The sequence below is a fragment of the Burkholderia sp. 8Y genome, assembly GCF_902506145.1.
GTDB lineage: Bacteria > Pseudomonadota > Gammaproteobacteria > Burkholderiales > Burkholderiaceae > Caballeronia.
In genome coordinates, this window is record NZ_LR733547.1 from 1 (window position 1) to 22,766 (window position 22,766).

Sequence of the window (22,766 nt, forward strand, 5' to 3'; positions counted from 1 at the left end):
TGTTTTATAACCGCAGTCGTCGTCATTCGTCGCTCGACTTCGTATCACCGGTTCAGTTCCTGCAAGACTGGATGAAGGCTCAGCAGACCAAGGACGCGGCCGCATAACCAGAGGCCTCTGGAAGGCGCTTATCGAGGCATATCAGACCGCGGGTGACACGCGAAACTTCGAGCAACTCGTCGATGAGGCCAGTCACATGCTTGACTTGGCGGCGAATCATATTGCTCACTTGGTTGATTCGCTCCTCGTCAGGCTGTCCCCGCAGAAGCGTTCGCCGACAGCGAACTCGGCCGGAACGCCGGCAAAGTCGAAGAAGCGGCGGTTGAGATAGTCGACGTACCCGTCGGACCTCGCCGTCCAGACGGGTTGCGGCAGACTGTCCGTGATGACTCGGAATTGTTGTTCCCCCAACCTCCACACCTCCGAGTCTTCTATCAGCTTTTGGATTGACAGGGTTGCTTGCTGTCGTTCCGCCAGATGGTGCGCAGCCGCCGCTGTGCTTACCTGCAGTTCAGCCTCGAGCGTCCGGGCGTGGCTAGACAGTGTTTCCGTGTCCTCCTGGCATCTGACGCATCGGGTGAAGTCCTCCATGAAGTGCACAATACATAACAACTCACCACTGGACGACAGTACAGGTGTGTTCTCAATGCGCCAGTAGCGGCCGGAGCCGGCTTGCGAAGTACGGTCGGAGCAATCCAAAAGGATTTGGTGGGAAGACTTCGTCTCAACGACCGTTGCCAACGATGAGCGAACCTTTTCCACGTTGTCCGGACTGCGCTGTGCGAAGCGCCTTTCAAACGCATCCAAGAGTGGGGAGCCGACGATTTCTTGTCGAGGTGTTCCAGCCTCACGAATATAGGCATCGCTGGCCGCGGATATAACGAAGTCCAGGCCAGGAAACAGAATCAGCATTGGCCTCGGTATCGCGTCAACAAGGTGTCCCGGGTTGCCATGTCGCCAGCCATCGTTCTGACCGGGTTGGGTCGACGAGGTGGAATCTGAAACGACTTTGCTTAGTCCGGAATCGCGCATGTGTTCACATCCTCACCACAGCAGCGCTTTGCCCGCCAGATGAACGAACAGGCGTTCGCCTGGTTGCGTCGAATAAAAGAAGTCCGTAGTGGTCTGGCTATTGGAGGCAGTTCCCCAAGCCGCTGCGACTCCCCCTTGGCAGGCGGGGGCACTCTTTCATAGCATACGTTGAGCCGGAAAGTTCATATAGTTGGGACGCCGTAGATTTCCAGGTGGTCTCGCATGCTACTGCGCGCGCTGACATTTGGTGCAACGTGGAGCGGGCATAACCGCGAGCGGCGGGCGGCCGTTCCGGTAGCGGATTCCTTCCGATAGACGAATTGTTCCTGCGGGCGGGCTCTAGCGTGTAAGGTATTAGAACAATGGGGAAGCGAGGCGACAAGCACTCAACTCAGGTTCGCTAGATGCGGACGAACCGAGCCCGAACGAACGTGCTATCGAGGTTGCGATGACAGTGCCAGAGATGCCCGACCAAGGCCCGTCCGAACGCCTGTCGTTCCCGCCGCTGAATTTCCGCGCTGCGAGGCAACAACTTATAGTCGCGCTAATCGCTTCTGTTGTGGTGCCACTGTTGCTCGGCGCGCTGTATGGCTGGCACACGTATGAACGAGCAATCGCGGTGCAGTCCGCGCGTTTAAATCAGCTAGCTTGGGTAGCTGAAAGTAAGCTCACGGGTCTGCTTGATGTAAGCCGTGAACTCGCTACCCAGGTCGGAGACAGCTACAGGTCAGCCGACATCCGTGGTATCGCGGCAAGAAACGGTACTCTTCATGCGCGACTAGAGGCGCTTCTATCAGCTCATTCGGAGGTGGCCGCACTGTCCATCGTCGACGGCAGAGGGCGGGTGCTTGCAAGCAGCAAGCGGCTACATACTGGGAAGCTACTCGTCGATATGGGCGACTTGCAAGCCGTTCGCGCGGCAGTGCCTAATCTCTACATTTCGCTTCCACAGAGCGACGGGGACGCCGGAGCGGGTTATGTGAACGTTTTCGTTCCAATGACGACGGTGGAGGGTCACTATGACGGGGCCACAGTTGTTTCCGTCAATCGAGACTACCTGGCGCAGATTTGCCACGAGCTCATCGTCGAAAATCCCGCAGTGACTGTCGGACTCTATCGAGAAGACGGAGGCATCTTGATACGGATTCCGACGCCGCGTCTCACGGCGCCACCATCGAAGCATGCACTCCTCGAGCATGCATTCGCGCGAGACGCGTCTCGCGGCATCATGACCATCGACTCACCACTCGATGGGATTCGGAAGCTTCTTGCTTACCGGCGCGCGGGGCAGTATCCGGTTTACGCATCTGCCGGGCTTGCCATCACTGACCTCGTTCGAACCTGGGTCCAAGAGGATATGGCAATTGTCCTTGCTGCATTGCTTCCCTGCGTGGGCCTTTGGTTACTTATCGGATTTTCGCTTCGCCGCCTTCGTGCTGAGGAGACGTCTTGGCGCAACTGGCGTCGCGAGGTGTCACGACGCCGCTCTGCAGAGGCCTCGACGCGGCAGCTTCAACGCATGGGGGCGCTTGGGAATCTCGTTGCCAGCGTCGCGCATGACTTCAACAACCTGTTAATGGTGGTCACTGCGAACATTGAGATTGCCCGTCGCAAGAACTACAACGGCCTTAAGAATGAAGTCGACGCTGTCGAGCGCGCCTCTTCGAGCGCCCGCGAGCTCGCGCGCCGTCTCATGAGTGTCGCTCGCCGGCAACCGCTCAAGCTGGAGGTCATTCACCCCGAGCAGTGGTTAGTGGAAGCCCGGCCTCTCATTCAATCCGCTGTTGGGAGCAAGGTTACCCTCATCCTTGAAGTCAATAGCGACGTCTGGACCATCAAGGTCGACCCGTCTGAAATCACCTCTGCTGTCATCAACATGGCGGTGAATGCGAGGGATGCGATGCCTCAAGGGGGTTCGTTCGTGGTCCGCTGCAAGAATTTCGCACTGGAACATCCGCGATTCGGCTTACAAGCTGGGCAGTACGTAGAGTTCTCTTGCCAAGACACCGGCTCCGGAATGAGTCCAGAGGTCGCCCGGCATGCATTTGAACCGCTCTTTACAACAAAGGAAGCCGGAGCTGGCACGGGGCTTGGACTCGCTCAGGTCTTAGCGATGGCCGAGCAGGCAGGCGGCAAAGCCCGGTTGGAGACGGAGCTTGGCAAAGGCACCACTATCTACGTCTATCTGCCACGTTGGAGTGGAGCTGCCACGGAAGTCGGCGAATCAAAACAGATATCGGCCGCCGAAGCAAGCCGTGAGAATCCCACGGTGCTGCTCGTGGAAGACAACGAAGAGGTAGCTGCGGGGCTAATGGCGGTGCTAGAGGTTCTTGGCTGCAGCGCGCGTCATGAACCCTCCGGTGACGCCGCCCTTGAAGTGCTGGAGGCGGGTCAGGACTTCGACCTCGTACTATCTGACATCCAGATGCCAGGCGCGTGCGACGGAATCGGGCTTGTAGAGTGGATAAAGAAGCACCGCCCGAATCAGGCGGTGACGCTAATGACTGGCTATGCAGCTCATTTTGAGAAAGCCAGAGAACTAGGCGTCTCGGTGCTTTCGAAACCGTTCAATGCGGACGACCTAAACATGCTGTTGACGGGCGATGCCTTGTCGCGTGAAGGACCGTAGCCGTTGAGTAGAGAGCGGCGCATGCGCGTACGGCCCGGCGGTACAGTAGCCGCCAGAAGCTGAGTAGTTGCCGCTTGGTGCCCGGCATACAGGAGATGTGCGCTATGGCTTAGCGCGCTATGCTGGTTCAGCGTGAGGGGTGGCGAGGCGGACCGCAAGCGGGCGAGCACTGCCGGTGTTTCGCTGGGGCAACGTTTCTCTGTTCTAGTCAATGGCGTCTAACGCCGTTGCGGAGACTCATCAAGCTCAATAAAATTCATGTAGTGCTTGAACGCCGACCGCGTGGATGCTTGCGCAGCCCGCCGCTAGAGCGGGCGTCTCTATTGTCAGCTGCTGTCAAGAAGTAAGGGCTTTCCTCTCCTGTATGGACGACCGCGGTAGGATGACAACGGTGCTCCGACAAGCTTCAACGCTTTGCGGGTAATTGACAGCCATGATTACGTCGCGGCAGTGGGCGTTCTGACGACCGCGCTTGCCGTGTCTGTCGCTGGTCTCGACGAATACTGGCGTCTTTGCGAGCGAACTCACCATGTCGAAGATATTGTTCGTGGACGACAACCGCGACGCAGCCGATGCACTCGCCGACTTAGCAAGGGCGCTTGGACACGTAGCTTCCGTCGCATACGACGGTGCGACAGCCATCCAAATGACGTCCAGGGAATCGTTCGACCTCGTATGCCTCGATGTCTCTTTGCCGGACGCGGACGGGCGCGACATCTGCCATCAAATTCGCGGAGGCAGTCGCGCACATGGACGGATTGTCGCAATCACGGGGTACAGTGACCTGCAGCACAGCGACGATATGAAACTGTTCGATGACTGTGTCGTCAAGCCCGTCACTGTGGAGCAGCTAGAACGGCTGCTCGCTGACGTCTGATGCCCGTTCGCTGAACAGTGATGACCGCAGACGTTATATTGTGTGAGAAGGACATCTAGTACGAAGCACGAATCAATTAAGCTGCTGCGGCGCATCGTCGGCGTATAGACGTGCAAGTGTACCGTTGGGCCGCCGCAAAGCCGTCCAAGGCTCGTCCGCCAGTGCGCCGCCTAATCGGAACGCTGAACGACCAATTGTCCGCAAGTTGTTAGAATCCCAGACACCACGGGCAGCATATGCGCGTGCACTCCCCACTGCACGGCAGCATCCCCCTTGCGCAACTCGTCAGCGTAAGCGCTGAAGAACGCTGAGCAGATGATATCGGGCCGTTCGCCATCGGCAGCAGGGCCGACGAAGTAGCCCGCGAATTTCCACACGCAGTAGTGCAGTGCTGCCTTCGTTAGTCGGACCCACGGCTCATTCTCACGGCCGACGAAGCTACGCTCTACTTCACCTACCGTTTGCCGAAGCACGCCGGCGAGCGGTTGAGGAATTCCTAGCCTGACGTAGGCTGAACTTCCGCTTCCCACATGGCACCTCGACCAGTTACATTCCGTTTTTTTTGATGTGGAAGAGCTACCGGTGACCAAAGGTCAGTCGCCCTCGTGTCCCCGCACGCCATGGTGAGCTCTGCGGTCCCTCTATGCATCAAGGGTACGCACCTCCGCATTCCCGGACCGCACGAAACGCTTGCGCCAGCTAGCTCGAAGAAATGCGCATAGCCTAGTTTGCGGTTTTGGCCAGACGACGAATGAGCCGCGCAACGGTGGCCAGCTCCGCATCTCGTACTCGACAGCGGGGCGCACTGCTCAGTTGAGTGTCGTAAACAATCAATGCTTCGCGCAGCGCCTCATAGTCAGCGGCGCCCAACCCCACCCCACCGTCGGGAGATGCATCTGAATACACATGCACCAACGCAATATAGGCCTTTCGCACGAGCTCCACTTTCGAGTCTTCGTATCCGGCTGCGCAAAGCTGTTCAGAGATAAGGATTTGCTGCGCGAGCAAAGTAAGTAGGCTTGTTGTTGCGCTTCCGCGACTTAGCGCATCTAGAGCAATAAGTGCCTTGAGCGGGAGTGAGTCGGAACTCTTTGCATCGACGCCTCCTACCAGCGACTCAGGAAGGCGCGATACCGCCTTCCTGACTGCTTTCAAATTTGCGGTGTCGCTTATCATAATGATAAGTATTAAGCTGAAGAATGGTCCGCCAGCACTCGCAATTTATTGTACCTAGATTCCGGAACGGAACCATTTCAATGTGGCTTCAAGGAGTCTACGTGAAGGGCCGTCCCGCGTCGCTGCAGGCAAGGCACTAAAGGCCCAAGCCGCGATATCAATCGCGTGCTTCCCATTCGCTCTTACATGGGAGCCTGCGACGCGAGTGCGCTGGTCGCACATGTCAAGAGACGCCCGAATCGGCAGATACGTTAATAACGGGTCATACGCACCGTTCGGAGACGGCGTGTCGAATCGGCCTCGGAATGCTTTAGCGTTCGCTCGACGCACGCGACGGACGTGGTCTTGCCGTGCACGGCTCACGTCTGAAGCGCTGTCGTTTTGATGCGAGTACGCCAGCGGCGCCGCCTCAGCAATCCATGACGAACGCGTTAAGTGCGCGGAAAGATGCCGCCCCAGCTGTCGAGAGATTATGCGGCTGAGGACGGCTCATCTATCCGCCGAAGTAATCGGTTTAGCCGAATTCGCTGTGCGGGTATCAGTCCGGGCGTCGACAGTGCTTGTACCACCCGCTGACGCCAATAAGTCCGTGCAAAGGTGCTGTGAGCACCTTCTCCAGCAAGGATGCGTTCCAGGTGCTGAGTTTCAGCGTCAACGCTCAAGACGTTGCCGGCCCGTCCGCCGAGTGCGTACTTCGAGGCTTTTTTCATTTATTTGTCCCCGTGTGCAGCATATTGGCGTACGAACGTCTTCGCCGCAGGCACTACTTATGCACTTCAGTGTAAAGCGTTTACCGGTACAAAACAGGTTCGGTGTTCCCCGGATACGCGTCGTTCGCTAGGGGTTTGCAATCCAGGAGGCAGCTTGCGTGGCAAGCGTCTCCTGTACGTACCGAGGAACGCGATAGCCATCGCGGCTGTGTACTCGAGCTGAGCGCATAGTGCGAGAGGTCCCGGGCGCCGTTGCAGGCCGCAAGTGCGGGTCGGGGTCGACCAGTCGTCCCCGCCACGTTCCGCTGCCTCCTCATGAGCCACTGCCCGCGCTATGGCCTGCCATGGGGCGGTCTGCTTCTTCTGTCGGACCGCTATTCCATGGGGCGTAAGGCGAACCGGCGCGACAAGCGGTGCAACTTGTGCGGTGGCGATATACATGACGGCGCAGATACCCGTCGATGATTTAAGTGTTGCCGCCGGCGACCTCTAGCAAGTGGCTTCGTCCGAGGCACGAGTCACCCTGTTGCGGCCAGCCTGCTTCGCCGCATAGAGAGCTTCGTCGGCGAGCCGCAGGGCTGCAGCGAGGCTATTGTCCGGTCGCGGGCTGCAGACAACGTAACCAATGCTCACTGTTATTGGCGGTTGTGCGCGATGCCGCTCGAGCCTTCCAGACTCTGCTTCGATGTCCGCTCGTATCGCCTCGGCCACAGTCGCGGCGTGCTTGTCGTCTGTGCCCAGCAACGCTACTACGAACTCCTCACCCCCGTACCTCGCCGCAACGTCGCTGCCGCGCCGTGCATGCAAGGACAGGCAGTCGGCAATGAGGCGCAAGGCCTCGTCGCCCGCATTGTGACCGAACGCATCGTTGTAAGCCTTGAAGTTGTCTGCATCGACGAACAGGATGCCGACTCGCTGTCCGTTTATGCTTGCGACGGCCCACGTGTCTTCGAGCACTGCATCCAGCGCGCGGCGGTTCGCTAGGCCCGTCAATCCGTCCGTATCAGCCATCTTGCGAAGCTCTGTTTGCGCGAAGTCGCGCTCCCTAAGGGCGATGGCGAGCAGCCAAACCGCAACCATGAAGGAGCTAGTGACGACAATAACAAGCGCTCCAACGATGGTTGACCGTTGTCTCCACTCGGCCGTTATGTCCTGAAGGGCGGGAGCAACAGAAACTATGAGGTTGCTACGTGGGACGTGTGAGAAAGTAAATAAGCGGGTAACCCCATCCACAGGCGACACCGCTTCGTAGGAGCCTCGGTCTGCTGCTAGCATCTGAGCGAACGTATTAGACGAAATTTTCGGCGCAGCACTTATAGCCAGGGCCGGGTTTCGTGCAAGCAATGCTCCGTCACTCTCTATGACAAACGCGGACCCGTGCGGCCCTACGCTAAGCTTGCTGAGCATCTGATGGAAGTATTTGACGTCGATAGCGATGAGGGCGACGCCCGCGAAGTCGCCGCGTTCATCGGTGAGTCGTCTACTCAAGGCGATTGATAAGACGCCCTCCCTGATGCGCGACCGGAAGGGTGCGGACACGTAGAGCCCGACGTTTTGGCTTCTGTTATGAACGCGGAAATAGTCGCGGTCCGCAAAGCTGCCGCGAAAGGTTTTCCCGTGTGGTTCCTCGAATATGTAGCCGCGGGCGTCCATCGCGTAGATACCGCTAATAAATCCGGCGGCAGTCGAGCGGTCGAAAAGTACTCGGCGGCGGATTTCTGCCGGTAGCGCCATGACAGTCGGGTCCTTGATTCCGTCGACAATGGCGCTTAGCGCAAGGTCGTATACTTCAATGCTGCGCGCGATATCGCCTGTCAGCGCCGTCACGACGTTGGCCGAGGTCTGTCGCGCTCGCTCGACCGCGTCGTGACGAGCTTCCCCGAGCACTAACACCGTCGCCCCGAAGACCAGCAAGCTCATCACACTGGCTGCGATAGCTAGCCAGAACGGGCGGTGCAACACGTAGAGGATTCCGATGCGAAAGCCGGGTGGGCGCCCGGGCGGCCGACGCTGGTCGCAGCGCAGGTCTCTTTCTCTTCCTGAATCGCCCCTGAGGTTGAGCTTACTCCGCAACGTGGCTCCTTTGTCTTGTACGAATGCCCCTTAGTGGGTACCGCCGCTGCGCAGTTGGGAAGGGGATGTTTCGGGCCATTCGTCACGCCCTTGTCTGCTAGAGCACGCCTTTGGCGGCACGCGAGCGAAATTTCAGTTGTCGGCAGCGAAACGACCAACAGTAGCTATTCTATACGGCGCTCTTGTGCCAATAACCCAGCGCCGCACGCCTGGACGACTGGCGGGGGACGTCCGTCCGTTAGCCAGTATTCGTGTCGTACCGTCAGTGCGCGATGCATTGTGCAGGCCGTCCAAGTGATTGCACCATGGCACGGGTGAACGCAACCAAATCTGCGGGTGCCCGTTGTCGAGGACAACTTCGGCTCGTGTCAAGCACGGCGCGCAATCCCACTGCACCCGGGAGCGAAGTAAACGCTCGTTTCGACGCGGACCGCGGCACACCGATTGCGCCTCCACAAGTGTTCTCTCGCGGTGTTTCTATGATTCGCGCGCTTCTCGTCGACGACGACGTTGGGCCTCTTGAAGCCATTCGTGAGGTCTTCGAAATCCATGGCTTCCAGGTAATCGTGAGCAACAACGGAAAAAGCGGGCTCAATGAGGCGTTGCAGTCGCTGCCCGACCTAGTGTTGACCGACTGGGAGATGCCGCAACTCGACGGCGTCAGCCTTTGTCGGGCGCTTCGTGGCAATCCCAGGTTCGGTGGCGTACCGTTGATACTGATATCAGGGAAATCGCCGCCGCCGGACGGACATCTATGGGATGTTTTCTTTAAGAAGCCGGTCGATATCCGCGCTCTGGAAGAGGTAATCCGTCGCTTAAAGCGCCGGCGAACTGACTGACTGCGTCGGTACCGTTGCATTGCCGGAACGGGTGCACGAAATCGCAACTCTTAGGCCATCCTAACAAGATGTGTTTCATCGGCGACGACTATCGATGCGTTGAGTTGCGCCTGCAAAGGACCTCCAACTACTCACCGTGCAACGGCCTCACACATGCAAGGAAGAAACCTTGATATCGACCCACAAACGCTCGCCTGTGCGATGTTCTTTGTCGGGAAGTCTCGGTAGAATGAGGTTGCCCAGCAGGGCGCAGCTTACATCTCAGTCATTTACCAAACGCCACAATGAAGAACTTGTTCAAGACGACCTTCGCAGTCTTCCTGATTGCCGCTTTCACCCTTCCTGTCGCTGTCCATGCGAAGACACATCACCACAAGAAGCATCATCATCACCATCACACCGTCAAGCGGCATGGTTGACTTGGAAACTGCCGAAATTTTAAGGCGCGTTGGTTAGCGATGTCTCATTAGCGCGGATGCTCCTGCTGGCTCATACCAGCAGGGCTCCAGGTGTTCGAAGTTGACGTCTTCCCGCGCGGCCTCAAGCAGCAGTTGACCGTGCGACTGTCTCGACGGCAACAAAGACGATTTGTGGAGTGTCTGAACGGCGCACGGCTAACAGGTTGGAAGTCAAACACGAGCGACCGACGATACCCTTACTTCTCGAACGAGCAACTATTCTCGGCGTGTTGGTCGACGAGTTGAAATGCTTTTTCTACAGCCCCCACTCAGGTCATCATCTGCGCTGGCGCGAACGAGCGTCTCGGTCAGAGACCTGTCGTAGAGCGTTAACCTCAGAAGGGACTATCGCATACCGTAAGTTGGCGCGGCGGGCCATGGCGCATTCCTTGGGGGATGACGATAAACGGTCAAGGTGTCCATCGTCATCCCACGATAGCTCGAACGTTCGCAACATCTTCCGAGCGAGACTTACCAACGTACGGGCCTTGCGGGCGCGGCCGGCTTTGAATCGATTCGCGGTCCTAATCCAACGATTGCGTCACGCAGACGGTCAGTGCCAGACGGTCCAGCACAGCCAGGACTGGTCCGCAAGAAAGAGACCATCTAGACCCCTCTTATGGGCGTAGCGCCGCCCCTGCAAATTCAGGCTATTTTATTTCAGCGCAAGCTCTATAGTTCTAACCGTGCATCGACCTTATATGGTGCACGGAAAACTCGACCGGCTCGTTCTTTAGGGCGTTCTTGCACGTCCTCAACGGCCCCGCGCATCGCCAACCGCATCGCGCACTGCAACTCCGAAATGAAACCGTCTGACCGCGCTTAAGTTGTTCCGAACGGTCCCACATCTCGTCCATCAACCCGCGTAGCGCTAGGCACGACCGCCTAGCGGCGTAGCCCATTCGTTCTGATTCACGAAGGAGATTCGTCATGTCCAAGAGCCTATTTCTTGCCACCGCTTTCGTTACTGGATTTGCGGCGAGCGTCGCGCAAGCACAAGAAGCGCCGACTACTGACGCCCCGCCGGTGTCTCAAGCAGATGCCAGTGCAACCCCGTCCGTTGATGCTTCCAGCTATGGCGGAACGCGGGCACGGTCAGCTTCGGGAGCCATGACAAGACAGCTGGGCACTCAGCAACCTGATTGCGTCGGACCGGCGTCTTTCTGCGACATCTTCAAGGGCGGTCAATAACCCTTTTGTCAGCCGAACCGACCGCCTCGGCAGCCGCAGGCAGTCCCGGCGAAAGGCCGACTGAAAGAATTGTTTCTACGTGAAGCACGCGCGAGGGCGCACCTTGCAAGATGCCTTGCTGCGCCGCCGCGCCACCCCACTGAGGTTCCCATGGTTAAGGCCCTTGCAGTACTGCTTCTCTTTCAATGTCTCGGCGAGACAATCTCCTTTGTGGGAAACATCCCAATACCGGGGCCCGTCATAGGAATGCTGCTTTTGCTTGCAGCGCTTCGACTCTCAAAGACTACCCTGACTGCCGTCGAAGAGCCGTCCCTCGCTTTCCTCAAGCATCTGTCGCTGCTGTTTGTTCCAGCCGGCGCAGGCATCGTCGTGTACGCAGGAAGGGTGGAGAGTGATTTTGTCCCAATCGCCGCGACCATCGTGATTGGGACCGCTCTGACGGTCTGCATAACGGCAATCACCGCGCAAGCGTTGCACCGAATCTTCAGCTCGCATGTAGAGGGTTTGCCTCAGAACGTCATGCAGGCCGCCACGGCTGACGGCAAGCCAGGAGAACTGTGATGGACAACCCAAATCACCTCCCGCTAGTGTGGGCGTATCTTGGCCGCACTCCCTTACTGTGGCTCACGGCAACGGTCGTGGTGTACGTGGCTGCTCAATGTGTCTATGAAAGGTTCGGCAAACGCCCATTAGCGAACCCTGTGTTGCTATCCGTCGTCACCGTCATCCTGCTCCTCAGCGTCACCCACACCGAGTACCGAGCGTACATGCAGGGCGCGCAATACATCCACTTCCTACTGGGCCCCGCGATTGTTGCGCTGGCGGTTCCCTTAAACAGGCAACTGCCGAAGCTGCGTTTGATGCTCCTACCGCTGACCGGCGGCCTCATCGTTGGCGGCCTGAGCACAATAGCCACAACCGTGCTGCTCGCGCGCGTATGGGGCGCGTCCGCGCAGACTGTCGCGTCCATCGCACCAAGAAGCGCGACCGCCGGTATCGCCATTCGAATCTCGGAGAAAATTGGTGGCATCCCATCGCTGACGGCGGTACTCGTGGTTATGACAGGTATTACGGGTGCCATCATCGCCGTACCCATCCTGCGGCTCCTACGTGTGAAGCGCCCGGAATTTGTGGGCCTTGCGATGGGACTGGCCGGTCACGGGATAGCGACAGCCCGGGCTTTGCAGATAAGTGAGGAGGCCGGTGCGTTCGCTGGGCTTGGCATGTGCCTAAACGGAGTGCTCACGGCCTCTTTTGTGCCACTGCTTTATCCGATGTTGGCGCACTGAACCGGGGGGGCGAACTTCGTTGTAGCTACCGCGTGGTCTTCTACGGCAGGCGGAGTCGTCGCTGAGGCGCGGTCCGTCGGCGCGGCGGCCAGCACCGCCGGCATCGCTGCTCAAAAGATGTTGGCAACGACGGTCTGCTCGCTCAAGGCTGAGCGGACTGTTATTGCCCTTTTCTCGCGCTGTAGCGGACAGCGGACTCGTCTGTACGATGACATGCTCGAGCCTAGCCATTGGCGCGACGGACATACTTTGAACCATTCAATCGTAGCCCAGAGCGCTGATGGATTTCGGTGACTGGCATGGGCAGTCAGCGGCGTCGAAGAATTCAGAGATTCGCGTACTGAGCGGGGCCACAGCAGCCGGGAACTTGTTACAAGCCCATTTCCAAGACCACGCACGAAAGAGAATGACGCGAATGGATAGTAAGGCACCCAAGCTGTTTGTCTTCTCAGGCGCCGGACTGTCCGCAGTAAGCGGCCTTTCGACGTTTCGTACGGGCGACGGCATCTGGACTCGCAACAGCATCGACGAGGTCTGCAACATCCACACATGGCGGCGAAACCGCACTGCCGTCTTTGACTTCTATAACGACCGCATTCGCGAGAAGCACGCCGCTGAGCCCAACGCCGCGCATTACCGCCTTGCAACGTGGCAAAAGAAGTGGGGCGCTGACCGGGTTGAGCTGTTGACTCAAAATGTCGACGACCTGCTTGAGAAGGCCGGCGCGACCTCCGTCATCCACCTGCACGGGGACCTGAACTCTTTGTTGTGCACCGCGTGCGACCTAGCATTTCCGAAGAATAGTGCCTACTTCGACCCTGCTGCTGCCTGTCCTATTTGCCGAAATCATGAAGGCGTGAAACCCGGCATCGTCTTCTTCGGAGAGGCCGCGCCAGCCTACATAGACTTGCATCGAGTCCGGGTCGAGATGCGCTCCTGTGACCTTTTTCTCGCCGTTGGCAGCGCCTTCGAGGTGGTGCCGCCGGAGTCAATGCTTCCTTGGGACCGACAAAAAGAACACCCGAGAAACTTTCTTGTAGACCCGTCTCCGAGCCGAACGGAGGTATTCGGAGTCGTAGAAGCGAAGCCTGCAACGATAGGGGTACATTGCCTCGAAGAGAAAATCGCGTCATTGATGCGGTAAAGCGACGGCTACGAGCACTGAATCACCCAGACCTTGGCGCCTGATGCGGTCCTCACTGCATTGCCGAGCTATCAGTGGCTTGTCTCCACGCGAGGTTGCATCGCAATCTATCGAACCGGCGAGCGGGAAGCTACGCATCAAGTCGGGGCTGGGAGAGGCCGCTATGAGACGACGTCGCAATGCAGTTGGATAGAGCGAGAGTGCGGTGAAAGAGTCAACGCCAGAGTGACTGCTTAAGGGGACCTCCTTCGCGAATTCTCGACCTAACGTCGTTGCTGGTCGCGAGCCCTGGCCTGCGCCGCCTAGTCGTCCGGTTTGCCTTACAGCCCGTCTGAAATTAACCGTTGGCCCGCGCTGCGGCCTGCGGTAGCCCGGGAAATCAATTTGGTCTTCAGAGTGACCGCGCGGACAAGCGGTAGCTGATTGTCCGCGGCGTGTCTGCTGTGAAAGCCAAGCCGGAACGGTTGGCGAGCGGATGGCTAGGAGGAGGAGTCACCACTCGACCTAGGTCAAAAAAACTGTTAGCGGGCTCGACACCGATAGCGAAATGTCGCCCCGACCAGGGTTCGTGAGAGCGCCCGCCGTTGCTAATCCACAGCAACACATCGGGAAGCTCGCCGGCGTTCCAGTCGAGGCTCACATCTGCACGCTCCGCTGGATACCGCAAGATAAAAGGCGGCTCACATCCGGAAATTTGCATCAGCTCTTCGGTCGTTTCCGCGAGTGGCAGTCGCGAAGCGTTCATCGGACCCTTCGTCGCCGGGATTTCTGCCAGAGACGCAAAGGCACGGTTCGGCAGAATCCGCGAGATACCGGGCTCCTGCGGCACCGGATAGCTATAGATGGACTGGCTCGGACAGGCTATAACCTCCACGCCTCCGTCGGGGATGGCAAAGGTGGGATGCAGAGCGAACGGCATCACAACGTCGCGCCGTGCGTGCACCGTAAGTGAGACTAGCAGCGAGGCCGCATTCGGGTCAGCCTCGACCTTTCGCTGAAGTGTCGCGATTGGGCTGTCGGCCGGATACATGACTTCAATCATGAGCATGTGGGCAGTCTGTTTTACCAGCGTCCACATGTGATTCGCACCGTACCCGTGAACCCACTTATCACTCGCCTCGCGACGACCAAACTCAGCAGGAAGACCAGCAGGCGCCTCGACCATCCCAAACGGCAGACAGGGCCACTCACCACGCAGCGCACACATGAGTCCGTGCTGTCGGCCGTCATCGGCCCATGGGGCAACCTGCATAGGGGAGATAGAGCGTTCCTCGCCGATGTCAAAACGCACGGGTGCGAGCATTCCACCCAGTGACTGGACCTGCGCCTCGCCGTACTTCCACCTGAGCTTCCACCGCTCGATTTCGTCCATCGCGTCGCTGAACAGTTTCGTGAATAAACCGCCTGGCAACAGGCCAGGCGTCGCATACCTTACGATGACCAACTGAACTGGACATCTGCGCGGTCTCGCGTAGCATCAATCAACCGCGCGTTTACCTCGTCGGTATGTTCAACCCAATGTTTCGCCGCCCCCTCGTCTCGACCAAAGCTCATGTGACGGCTCACGAGCCGTTGCTGGCGCAGGGCCGAGTCGACGTTTACGTACCAGACTTCGTCGAGCAGGGGCCGGACATTTTTCCAGTGGCCGTGTTCGAACAGGAGGTAGTTGCCTTCGGTGATGACGAGCGGCGTTTCAGGTGCGACCGGAATCGCATTGGCGATGGGCTCTTCTATCTCGCGGCGAAAAGTAGGCGCGTAGACCGTTTCGTCATCTCGCTGTTCGCGCAGCCGGCGCAACAGCGCGACATAGCCCGCGCTGTCGAATGTGTCTTCAGCTCCTTTACGAGAGGCCCGACCCAGACGCGCAAGCTCCATGTTCGCCAGATGAAATCCGTCCATCGGGACAATCACCACTTTCCCGGGAAATGCATCGAAAATTGCCTGCGATAGGGTTGATTTGCCCGCTCCAGGCGCGCCAACCAGTCCGAGAATGTGGCGACGTCCGCCAATGGTCAGCTGTCGTAGCCGGCTCAGATAACGGTCTTCAGTCATGCACATCATCCAAATATTGTTTACAGGCGCCGGGAGCGAGTGTTGCACTCGCCGACACCACCTTGCCGCCCGCCGAACAGGATTACGCCTGGTTCGATGCCGCGCTATGTTGCAAGCCGCATTCAGTGATGCGCCTTCGCCTTCGCCGCGGCGTTGATTCCGCCAGCCATGAACTCGCGAGCATGCTTTGCCAGGTCCATGCCGTCGTCCCACAAGTTGCGCCAGATAGCAAGCGCGTTGGACAGTTGCTCGTTGACGACCGTCGACGAGAAGCTCTCGAACGTAACGACCCCCTGGTAGTCGACCATCGCGAGCGCGTGGAAGAACTGCGAGAAGTCGATAGTCCCCGAGCCGAGGTATCCGCGATTGCTCTCGCCAATATGAACGTAAGCGAGGCGCTCGCCGCACAGCAGAACCGGCTGCATGAAGTCGGACTCCTCTATGTTCATGTGATACGTATCGAGGTGAACACCGACGTTTGGCGCGCCGACTTCATCAATCAACGCCAACGCCTGCGATGCTGTGTTGAGCAGGTTGCTTTCGTAGCGATTGACGACTTCGAGGCCCAGCTTCACGTCCTTCTTGTAGGCAAAATCTGCAATGTGCTTGATGGAGTCGATTGCATTCTGACGGCCTTTCTTCGTGACCGGCGCGCTATATTTCGCCATTGCGCCATACAAGATGCCGCCGAAATATTTGCCGCCGATTTCCGAGGTAATAGTAATAGCCTCCTCAAGCATCGCGACGCCGCGAGCGACTGTCGCGGCATCTTCGCTCGAGACGTCTGCTTCGAACGTCAGGCCGCGCGAGCAACCGACCTCCAGCTCGAACTCCTGTAGCAGGTCTCGCGTCAGCGCGAGGTCCATTACTTTCGGACCATGTAGCGACAGTTCCGCAAGGTCGAAGCCTGCTTCTTTTGTCGAACTCAAAACCTTGCGCGTCGATTCCGCGGTGATGTCGCCGGCCCAAACCAGTGCATGTACGCCGAGCTTGTTCATTGTGTAACTCCTTCATTTGCGGTCGCGCGCTTGCGGACCAAAGTTTTGGAAATGCCGTTCGCCCACGCCCAACGAAAGAGCATCACAGCAAGCAGGAAGACGCCCCATAACGCAGTCGCCAGATGCTGATTGGCGCCGAGCAGATTGAGGCCCGAAGCAATGACCTGGAGAATTACGAGGGCGATGACTACCGGTACCACACGGCCGAAGCCACCGAACGGGTCAACGCGTCCAAGGAAACATGCGAGTACGGAGATGAGGAGAAACGCTTCGCCATGACCAACGCGAACAGAATTGAACTGAGCGGCCATCACGACGCCCGCAATGCCGCACATCAAACCCGATAACATGTAGATTCGGGTGACCGCACGCGTTGTTTGGATGCCGGAGTACCGCGTCGCCTCGAGATTCGACCCAATCATGCGTGTGGCGAATCCCAGCCTCGAACGTGTCATCACGACATGCCAAAGCAATGCGCAGCCGAGGAAAATGAGCAAGGGAATCGGTACGCCGAGGAATACACCGTTACCCATTTCGCGCACAAAGGGCGGAAAGCCGGAGATGTCACCTCCACGTGTCAGAAATTCGCCTAGCCCGCGCAGGAAAATCATCATCGACAAAGAGACGAGGATTGGACTTGCTCCCGTGCGAGCAATGACGGCTCCCATTACCCAACCCGCGGCGGCGCCAGTTGCCAATGCGGCAGCGATGCTGAAGAAAATGGCTATCACGCCTGCATCCGCTCCACCATATGTACGAAGCACCCACGCCATCGCCAAGCCAGAAATGTTGGCAGTGAAAGTCACTGAGAGATTGAAACCACCGGAAATGAGCGGCATCAGCATCGCCAGCGTGAAAAAGCCGAGTTCTGGCAACTGGAACGCTACTGAGACAAATGTGCTCTCCGAGAAGAACCGGTCTGATGCGAGACTCAGGACCGCGATGACCAGGACGAGGAATCCAAGCAACCCGGCGACGTCTGCTGGTACATGTGGTGTGAAAGAGCGATGAGATGTAGAGGTGTTCATGACGAGGCCTTTACGCTTTGCGACGAGAATCGGGCACCGACGAGCTTGGCGAAGCCGCCGCTCGACAACGTGATGGCGATGAGGATGATGGCACCGATAATCATCTTGAAGGCATACGGCGAAATACCCAGCAGGTTCAAGCCGTTCGCGGTGATAGCGGTCAAAAGGATGCCGAGAATGGCACCGAGAATCGTGCCGCGCCCACCGCCCAACCTTGCGCCGCCAAGCACTACGGCAGCCAGGACATCCAGTTCACGTCCATACAACGCATTCGGAACGACTTCCTGTACGTAATGGGCTTGCATGAGTCCGGCGACGCCGGCCATCATGCCGAGCCAGCCGAAGGCGATGTAATGCATCGCGCCAATGTTGACCCCTACGCGTCGCGCCGCTTCCGGGTTGTCGCCCATTGCGTAGAGTTGCCGGCCTGTTGTTGTGCGCCGTAATAGGAACCACGTCGCGATGACCATGACCGCCATCACGGCCACAGGCAGTGCGAGGTTTGCGTTGCCGCTCGCTGTGCTGAAATGGATGAGGGAGACCCTGTCGGTCCACCAGTCGGGCAGGTCATAGATGGAGACGCCACCAGTGAGAAACATCAATCCACCGAAGAAGACGTTGAACGTGGCAATCGTCACCACAATCGAGACGATACGAAATCTGTAGATAATCGTGGCATTGATGGCGCCAAGGAGAAATCCGAAGAAGGCAGACACGACAAAGCCGAGCGCCCAATTGCCACCGCCAAGTCGCATCACGGTCAGTGCAGTAAGGTACTGAACCACCGATGCGCCGACGGCGAATGAAATATCAATCCCGCCGGCAATCAGCACGACTAGCAGCCCTACCGCAAAAATGATGTTGACGGAACTTTGGTTGAGCAGGTCGAACAAGTTCGGCGCCGTGAGGAATGTCGTGGTGGAGAGGCTGAGGCCAATCACCATGATGGCGATAACGAGAATCAGCAGGGCCTCATTCGAACCGATTCCGAGTTTGCGAAAATCAAACATGGACGTCTCGCTCGATTTGTTCCATCGTTGTCGTTCCCGGCACGTACTCATTAACGATGCGTCCATCGCGCATGTGCAGAATTCGGTCGGAGTTGAAGTAGACCTCTGGAATCTCGTCCGAGATAAGTAAGATGGCCATTCCCTCAGAGGCGAGTTTGTGAATGATGGCGAAAATGCCTGCCCGAGCGCCGACATCGACGCCTACAGTGGGTGAATCCAGAATCAAAAGCTTTGGGTTTGTTGCTAGCCATTTCGCGAGCACGATGCGCTGTTGGTTGCCACCCGACAATGTCGAGACCGCATCGTCAGGCTTTCCGATTTTCACGGCCAGTTGCTGAATCCAGTCTTGAATCAGCGCGTTTCGCTTTTTGGCCGCAATGAGATGGGTGCCGTCGAGAAGGTCGTCGAGTACTGCCGCAACCGTGTTGTCGCCGATGGATTGCGGTTGTACAAGTCCGAGTTGGAGGCGGTCTTCAGATACATACGCAATGCCTGCACGGATGGCATCACGATTAGTGCGCACCGAAAGGGGTTTGCCGTCCAGCAGGATGGAGCCCGCGTTTGGGCGTGTCATTCCGAAGAGCGACAGTGCAACTTCCGTTCTGCCTGCGCCAAGGCGTCCCGTGACACCAAGAATCTCGCCCCGCCGCACCGTGAACGAAACGTCATGGTATTGACGGGCGCGTGACAAGCTCTGTACCTCGAGCACGACCGGCGCTTTTGACAAGTCGGTTGTACGCACTTCATAGTCAAACGTTCGGCCCGTCATCAGTTCGGTAAGACGGGTCTGCGTCATCCCTTCGGTCGGAAAGGTGCCAACATACTGTCCATCGCGGAACACCGTCACGCGGGTGCAGACGTCTAACACTTCAGCGAGCCGATGGCTGACGAATACGACTGCAATTCCATCCGCCGAAAGCCGCCGGACGATTTTCAGTAGGGCTTCGGTCTCAGCGTGGCTGAGTGAGGCTGTCGGCTCGTCCATGAAGACAAGTCGCGCGTCGCGAACAAGGGCTCTGGCGATTGCCACGACCTGCCGCTGGGCAATAGATAGTGAGCGAACAGAGCGGTTGAGGTCAATTGAGACGCCGAGTCGTTCAAGAATTCGGCGGGCCGCGTCCTTCATCTTCCCGTAACTGACGATGCGCGGACGAGACCCGAGGTTCTGCTCGAAAGCGATATTTTCCGCAACGGTCATTTCGGGGAAAAGCGCGAGGTCTTGCCAAATGACCTGAATGCCGAGGTCACGGGCTCTCGCCGGGTCCAAGCCTTCGATTGACTCACCGTCCATGAGCATCACCGCGCCCGGTTCCGGCCGATAGACTCCGCTGATAATCTTGATAATGGTGCTCTTGCCGCAGCCATTTTCGCCAGCGAGACATAGGACCTCGCCGGGCATGACATCGAACTTCACGGAACGCAGTGCGTTGACACCGCCGAAGACTTTGGAGATGTTCTCGAGCTTGAGCAGTGGCGCACGGTCTGCGTCGAGAGTGACTGATGCGGGGTTCGAAACCGAACGCTCAGAACGAAGGGTATTGGTGGAAGCTGGATGACTCATGGAACGCTCCGGGGGCACTTTCACGTAACCGGGCACGGGCTTACGTATCACACCGTTAACTCCCGGGTGAGCGGTTTGCCGCCGCGCTCACCCGTTCGACAGGGATTACGCTCAGAGGCCCGTCTTCGCGAGGTCGTCCACGGTCTTGGCGTTGAGGTCCACCAGGTTGTCGACAATCAGGTTGTGGCCATCGGGATGAACAACGCCCAAACCAGGGATGTTAGTGCCATCTTTAATGGGTTGTCCCTTGGCGAGCATCGTGCCCAGCGTCACAAACACTTCGCCGGCTACTTCCGGGTTCCACATGTACCCGCCGCTCAGCACGCCATCATGTACAAGCTTCCGGCCCTGTCCGGGCGAGAATGGTCCGAGAACCAGGACTTTTCCTTTCGCCTGCTGCTCGGCAACCGCACGAGCTGCTCCAATTGGACCCTGGCTTCCGAAAGCAAGGATGCCTTTCAGATTAGGGTGAGCGCGCATCAAGTCGAGCGCTGTTTTGCGGGACGCGTCCACGTCTTCGGCGACACCGTAGCGGTCCCCAACGAGGGTCATCCCTGGATAGTTAGCTTTGATGTAGGCGATTGCCGCATCGGCCCAGGCGTTATGGAGTGGCACGGTCAAGGACCCGACAAACACTGCATATTCGCCTTTTCCGCCCAGCGCCTCGCCGAGACGTTTCCCGTATGCATCGCCGAAGCCTTTGACCGACGCCAGTTCAAAGTCCCAGTCCGCGTTCTGCTGCTTCGGGGACTCGTGCGTGATGACCTTGATACCGGCTGCTCGGGCGCGCTGTAGTACAGGTTCCAGCACCTGTGCGTCGTTCGGCACGACGCCAATGACGTCTACGTGCTGCGCAATCAAATCCTCGATAGCACGCACCTGAAGCGCAGGGTCTGCGCTCGTAGGTCCGACCATGAACGCTTTGACGCCAAGTTGGTCAGCGCGCTTTTTGATACCCGCTTCCATGGCGTTGAACCAGGGAATACCGCCAATCTTGACGACCACGCCGATTACCGGCTTGTCAGGTGAGGCGGACGCGAAGCTCGTCGTCAAAGCCAGCGCAACTGCGCTTGCGGCCAGAGTGCGGATGATGTTCTTGAACATGTCTCCTCCGTGGACGCCAGACGTTTGCGGCAGACGCCCGATGAGTGTTAGAAAAGCCCGCTTGTTCACTTTGCTGGACTCTGCTGAATCCATTTAGCATGTTGGGCAGGTGTATGCTGAATCTATTCAGCAAACTGGTCGACCCGGGAGTTACCCTAGTACGGTACTTTTCTGGGAACGATTACCTTCAGAAGACATGAACGGCGGAATGCCCTCGGAGTCACGTGATGGCAAGCAGCAACCCTGGACGCAAGTCCACGATTTACGACATCGCAGCAGCGACCGGTTCTTCAACATCTACAGTGAGCATGGTGTTGAACGGCAACTGGGCCCGCTATCGCATCAAGGAGGAAACGGCGAATCGAATTCTCGAATGCGCGAGGCAGCTCGGATACAACGTCAACATGAAAGCGAGAGGTCTCCGGCTTTCACGCTCGGGACTGGCCGGGATGGTTCTCCCGCATTACCGGAACCGTTTTTTCGCAGGGCTCGCTCAGACCTTTGAAGACCAGGCCCGTAGTCGCGGTCTTTGTCCGATAGTCGTCGGAACCCAGCGTGACCCGGCAGTGGAGATGAGTGTCACAGAAACACTTCTGTCGCAACGGGTGGAGTTGCTATTCATTGCCGGCGTACGAAATCCGACGCCGCTGAACGACCTCTGTTCAGCCGCGAACGTACCTTCTATCAACCTCGACTTGCCAGGCGATGGGGCGCCGTCGGTTGTTACGGACCATCGCAAAGGAGCGGCGCAGATAACCGACGTGCTGATTGAGAAATTGCTGGCGCGCGGCCATTCGACGGATGAGCTGGTGCTGTTGGGCGGTGTAAGCAGTGAATATGCGACCGAAATGCGTATCGCAGGATTCCGGGACGCTTTCAAGGCTCGTGGTTTGACACCTGCGAATGATGCCATCGAGTGCAGCGGATATAGCGCGGCGGCCGCCAAACGCGCACTGACCATTCGCTGCGAGAAGCTAGGGCGCCCCCCGTCTGGCTTGCTGATGAATTCGATTACCGCGCTTGAAGGCCTCGTTCAATTTATGGCGACGTTATCGCATGACGCCTGGAAGAAAGTGGTTGTTGGCTGCTTCGACTGGGACCCGTTCGCAGCATACCTGCCGTTCGACGTGACGTTGTTGCGCCAAGACGTGGACAAAATCATCTCCGAAGCGTTTACCGTAGTTGAAAAACACCAGCCTGCAGACAGGTCTCTTATCCTCGTGCCCACAGGTTTTGGCAAGATGTTCGAAGAAGCCGAGCAGACGAAGGAGTTCGACCGCTAATAGAGGCGACGAAAACCTAACCGCGGAGAGCAACTCTAGGGCTCAGCGGACGTCCTCGACGTAACCCAACTGATAGGTCGGGCAGCATGATTGTTGCGGCGACTTGGCTCGCGATTCGAGCACCGAGCAAACGGTTGGTGATTTTTTTCCCGGGGAATGCTTCGGCGTTGCTGCCCCTTCCGCTCGCTGAGCGACGTACATCGTCCTCGCCTCGAAAGACTACTAAAAGCTTCGGAGGAATTGTGGGCGGCTCGGTCGTGATGAAGCTGTCGGCGACGATGGCGTCGGTCAGAGCAAAGACGCATCCGCATG

Annotated in this window: 18 protein-coding genes; 8 read left to right on the plus strand and 10 right to left on the minus strand. The window is 58.0% G+C overall.

Features of this window, described 5'->3' with window-relative positions; genetic code table 11:
* Nucleotides 1–225: 225 nt before the first annotated feature.
* Nucleotides 226–912 carry a PAS domain-containing protein gene (locus GV035_RS27560; protein ID WP_159839049.1) on the minus strand — a complete coding sequence of 229 codons (687 nt, stop codon included), beginning with the start codon at nucleotides 910–912 and terminating at the stop codon, nucleotides 226–228.
* Nucleotides 913–1,480: 568 nt separating this feature from the next.
* On the opposite strand from GV035_RS27560, the gene GV035_RS27565 reads away from it, so the two are divergent.
* Together GV035_RS27565 and GV035_RS27570 are read left to right on the plus strand one after the other, a co-directional pair.
* A complete protein-coding gene (locus tag GV035_RS27565; RefSeq protein ID WP_159839051.1) occupies nucleotides 1,481–3,661 on the plus strand; it encodes a hybrid sensor histidine kinase/response regulator in 2,181 nt (726 codons plus the stop codon).
* Between the two features lie 529 nt (nucleotides 3,662–4,190).
* On the plus strand, nucleotides 4,191–4,538 hold the full coding sequence (locus GV035_RS27570; protein WP_159839053.1) for a response regulator transcription factor: 348 nt from the start codon (nucleotides 4,191–4,193) through the stop codon (nucleotides 4,536–4,538).
* Between the two features lie 723 nt (nucleotides 4,539–5,261).
* On the opposite strand, the gene GV035_RS27575 is transcribed toward GV035_RS27570, so the two are convergent.
* Both GV035_RS27575 and GV035_RS27580 read right to left on the minus strand, forming a co-directional pair.
* On the minus strand, nucleotides 5,262–5,693 hold the full coding sequence (locus tag GV035_RS27575; RefSeq protein WP_159839055.1) for a hypothetical protein: 432 nt from the start codon (nucleotides 5,691–5,693) through the stop codon (nucleotides 5,262–5,264).
* A gap of 1,220 nt (nucleotides 5,694–6,913) precedes the next feature.
* A complete protein-coding gene (locus GV035_RS27580; RefSeq protein ID WP_159839058.1) occupies nucleotides 6,914–8,344 on the minus strand; it encodes a sensor domain-containing diguanylate cyclase in 1,431 nt (476 codons plus the stop codon).
* A gap of 632 nt (nucleotides 8,345–8,976) precedes the next feature.
* Here GV035_RS27580 and GV035_RS27585 point away from each other — a divergent pair.
* The 5 genes from GV035_RS27585 to GV035_RS27605 all read left to right on the plus strand — a co-directional run bounded on the left by GV035_RS27585 (nucleotide 8,977) and on the right by GV035_RS27605 (nucleotide 13,418).
* Nucleotides 8,977–9,336, plus strand: coding sequence for a response regulator (locus tag GV035_RS27585; protein ID WP_159839060.1), 360 nt, complete (start codon nucleotides 8,977–8,979; stop codon nucleotides 9,334–9,336).
* A gap of 1,388 nt (nucleotides 9,337–10,724) precedes the next feature.
* Entirely contained in the window at nucleotides 10,725–10,985 is a 261-nt protein-coding gene (locus GV035_RS27590; RefSeq protein WP_159839062.1) for a hypothetical protein, read from the plus strand.
* A gap of 150 nt (nucleotides 10,986–11,135) precedes the next feature.
* A complete protein-coding gene (locus GV035_RS27595) occupies nucleotides 11,136–11,546 on the plus strand; it encodes a CidA/LrgA family protein (protein ID WP_159839064.1) in 411 nt (136 codons plus the stop codon).
* Entirely contained in the window at nucleotides 11,546–12,274 is a 729-nt protein-coding gene (locus GV035_RS27600; protein ID WP_159839066.1) for an LrgB family protein, read from the plus strand. The genes GV035_RS27595 and GV035_RS27600 overlap by 1 nt, the downstream gene beginning before the upstream one ends.
* A gap of 415 nt (nucleotides 12,275–12,689) precedes the next feature.
* Nucleotides 12,690–13,418: an SIR2 family NAD-dependent protein deacylase gene (locus GV035_RS27605; RefSeq protein ID WP_236572884.1), complete on the plus strand. Its 729-nt coding sequence runs from the start codon at nucleotides 12,690–12,692 to the stop codon at nucleotides 13,416–13,418.
* 391 nt (nucleotides 13,419–13,809) lie between these two features.
* Here the strand turns inward: GV035_RS27605 and GV035_RS27610 are convergent, their stop codons facing one another.
* From GV035_RS27610 to GV035_RS27640, 7 genes are all read right to left on the minus strand, one after another.
* Complete coding sequence (locus GV035_RS27610) at nucleotides 13,810–14,790, minus strand: hypothetical protein (protein ID WP_159839068.1); 981 nt, start codon at nucleotides 14,788–14,790, stop codon at nucleotides 13,810–13,812.
* Between the two features lie 59 nt (nucleotides 14,791–14,849).
* A complete protein-coding gene (locus tag GV035_RS27615) occupies nucleotides 14,850–15,470 on the minus strand; it encodes a nucleoside/nucleotide kinase family protein (RefSeq protein WP_159839070.1) in 621 nt (206 codons plus the stop codon).
* A 122-nt stretch (nucleotides 15,471–15,592) separates the two neighbouring features.
* A complete protein-coding gene (locus GV035_RS27620) occupies nucleotides 15,593–16,468 on the minus strand; it encodes a sugar phosphate isomerase/epimerase family protein (RefSeq protein WP_159839072.1) in 876 nt (291 codons plus the stop codon).
* Nucleotides 16,465–17,496, minus strand: a complete 1,032-nt coding sequence (locus GV035_RS27625) for an ABC transporter permease (protein ID WP_159839074.1) — start codon at nucleotides 17,494–17,496, stop codon at nucleotides 16,465–16,467. Before GV035_RS27625 ends, GV035_RS27620 begins: the two co-directional genes overlap by 4 nt.
* Nucleotides 17,493–18,506, minus strand: a complete 1,014-nt coding sequence (locus GV035_RS27630) for an ABC transporter permease (protein WP_159839076.1) — start codon at nucleotides 18,504–18,506, stop codon at nucleotides 17,493–17,495. The genes GV035_RS27625 and GV035_RS27630 overlap by 4 nt, the downstream gene beginning before the upstream one ends.
* Complete coding sequence (locus tag GV035_RS27635) at nucleotides 18,499–20,067, minus strand: sugar ABC transporter ATP-binding protein (RefSeq protein WP_159839078.1); 1,569 nt, start codon at nucleotides 20,065–20,067, stop codon at nucleotides 18,499–18,501. The genes GV035_RS27630 and GV035_RS27635 overlap by 8 nt, the downstream gene beginning before the upstream one ends.
* Nucleotides 20,068–20,178: 111 nt before the next feature.
* Entirely contained in the window at nucleotides 20,179–21,171 is a 993-nt protein-coding gene (locus GV035_RS27640; protein ID WP_159839080.1) for a substrate-binding domain-containing protein, read from the minus strand.
* 227 nt (nucleotides 21,172–21,398) lie between these two features.
* Here GV035_RS27640 and GV035_RS27645 point away from each other — a divergent pair, with 227 nt between their 5' ends.
* Nucleotides 21,399–22,454, plus strand: a complete 1,056-nt coding sequence (locus GV035_RS27645; protein WP_159839082.1) for a LacI family DNA-binding transcriptional regulator — start codon at nucleotides 21,399–21,401, stop codon at nucleotides 22,452–22,454.
* Nucleotides 22,455–22,766 lie beyond the last annotated feature (312 nt).

Coding starts and splice junctions, on each gene's coding strand:
- GV035_RS27590 (WP_159839062.1), top strand. CDS start 10,725: ATGTCCAAGAGCCTATTTCTTGCCACCGCTTTCGTTACTGGATTTGCG.
- GV035_RS27615 (WP_159839070.1), bottom strand. CDS start 15,470: ATGACTGAAGACCGTTATCTGAGCCGGCTACGACAGCTGACCATTGGC.
- GV035_RS27560 (WP_159839049.1), bottom strand. CDS start 912: ATGCTGATTCTGTTTCCTGGCCTGGACTTCGTTATATCCGCGGCCAGC.
- GV035_RS27625 (WP_159839074.1), bottom strand. CDS start 17,496: ATGAACACCTCTACATCTCATCGCTCTTTCACACCACATGTACCAGCA.
- GV035_RS27570 (WP_159839053.1), top strand. CDS start 4,191: ATGTCGAAGATATTGTTCGTGGACGACAACCGCGACGCAGCCGATGCA.
- GV035_RS27645 (WP_159839082.1), top strand. CDS start 21,399: ATGGCAAGCAGCAACCCTGGACGCAAGTCCACGATTTACGACATCGCA.
- GV035_RS27635 (WP_159839078.1), bottom strand. CDS start 20,067: ATGAGTCATCCAGCTTCCACCAATACCCTTCGTTCTGAGCGTTCGGTT.
- GV035_RS27610 (WP_159839068.1), bottom strand. CDS start 14,790: ATGGACGAAATCGAGCGGTGGAAGCTCAGGTGGAAGTACGGCGAGGCG.
- GV035_RS27630 (WP_159839076.1), bottom strand. CDS start 18,506: ATGTTTGATTTTCGCAAACTCGGAATCGGTTCGAATGAGGCCCTGCTG.
- GV035_RS27605 (WP_236572884.1), top strand. CDS start 12,690: ATGGATAGTAAGGCACCCAAGCTGTTTGTCTTCTCAGGCGCCGGACTG.
- GV035_RS27620 (WP_159839072.1), bottom strand. CDS start 16,468: ATGAACAAGCTCGGCGTACATGCACTGGTTTGGGCCGGCGACATCACC.
- GV035_RS27600 (WP_159839066.1), top strand. CDS start 11,546: ATGGACAACCCAAATCACCTCCCGCTAGTGTGGGCGTATCTTGGCCGC.
- GV035_RS27595 (WP_159839064.1), top strand. CDS start 11,136: ATGGTTAAGGCCCTTGCAGTACTGCTTCTCTTTCAATGTCTCGGCGAG.
- GV035_RS27585 (WP_159839060.1), top strand. CDS start 8,977: ATGATTCGCGCGCTTCTCGTCGACGACGACGTTGGGCCTCTTGAAGCC.
- GV035_RS27640 (WP_159839080.1), bottom strand. CDS start 21,171: ATGTTCAAGAACATCATCCGCACTCTGGCCGCAAGCGCAGTTGCGCTG.
- GV035_RS27565 (WP_159839051.1), top strand. CDS start 1,481: ATGACAGTGCCAGAGATGCCCGACCAAGGCCCGTCCGAACGCCTGTCG.
- GV035_RS27580 (WP_159839058.1), bottom strand. CDS start 8,344: ATGAGCTTGCTGGTCTTCGGGGCGACGGTGTTAGTGCTCGGGGAAGCT.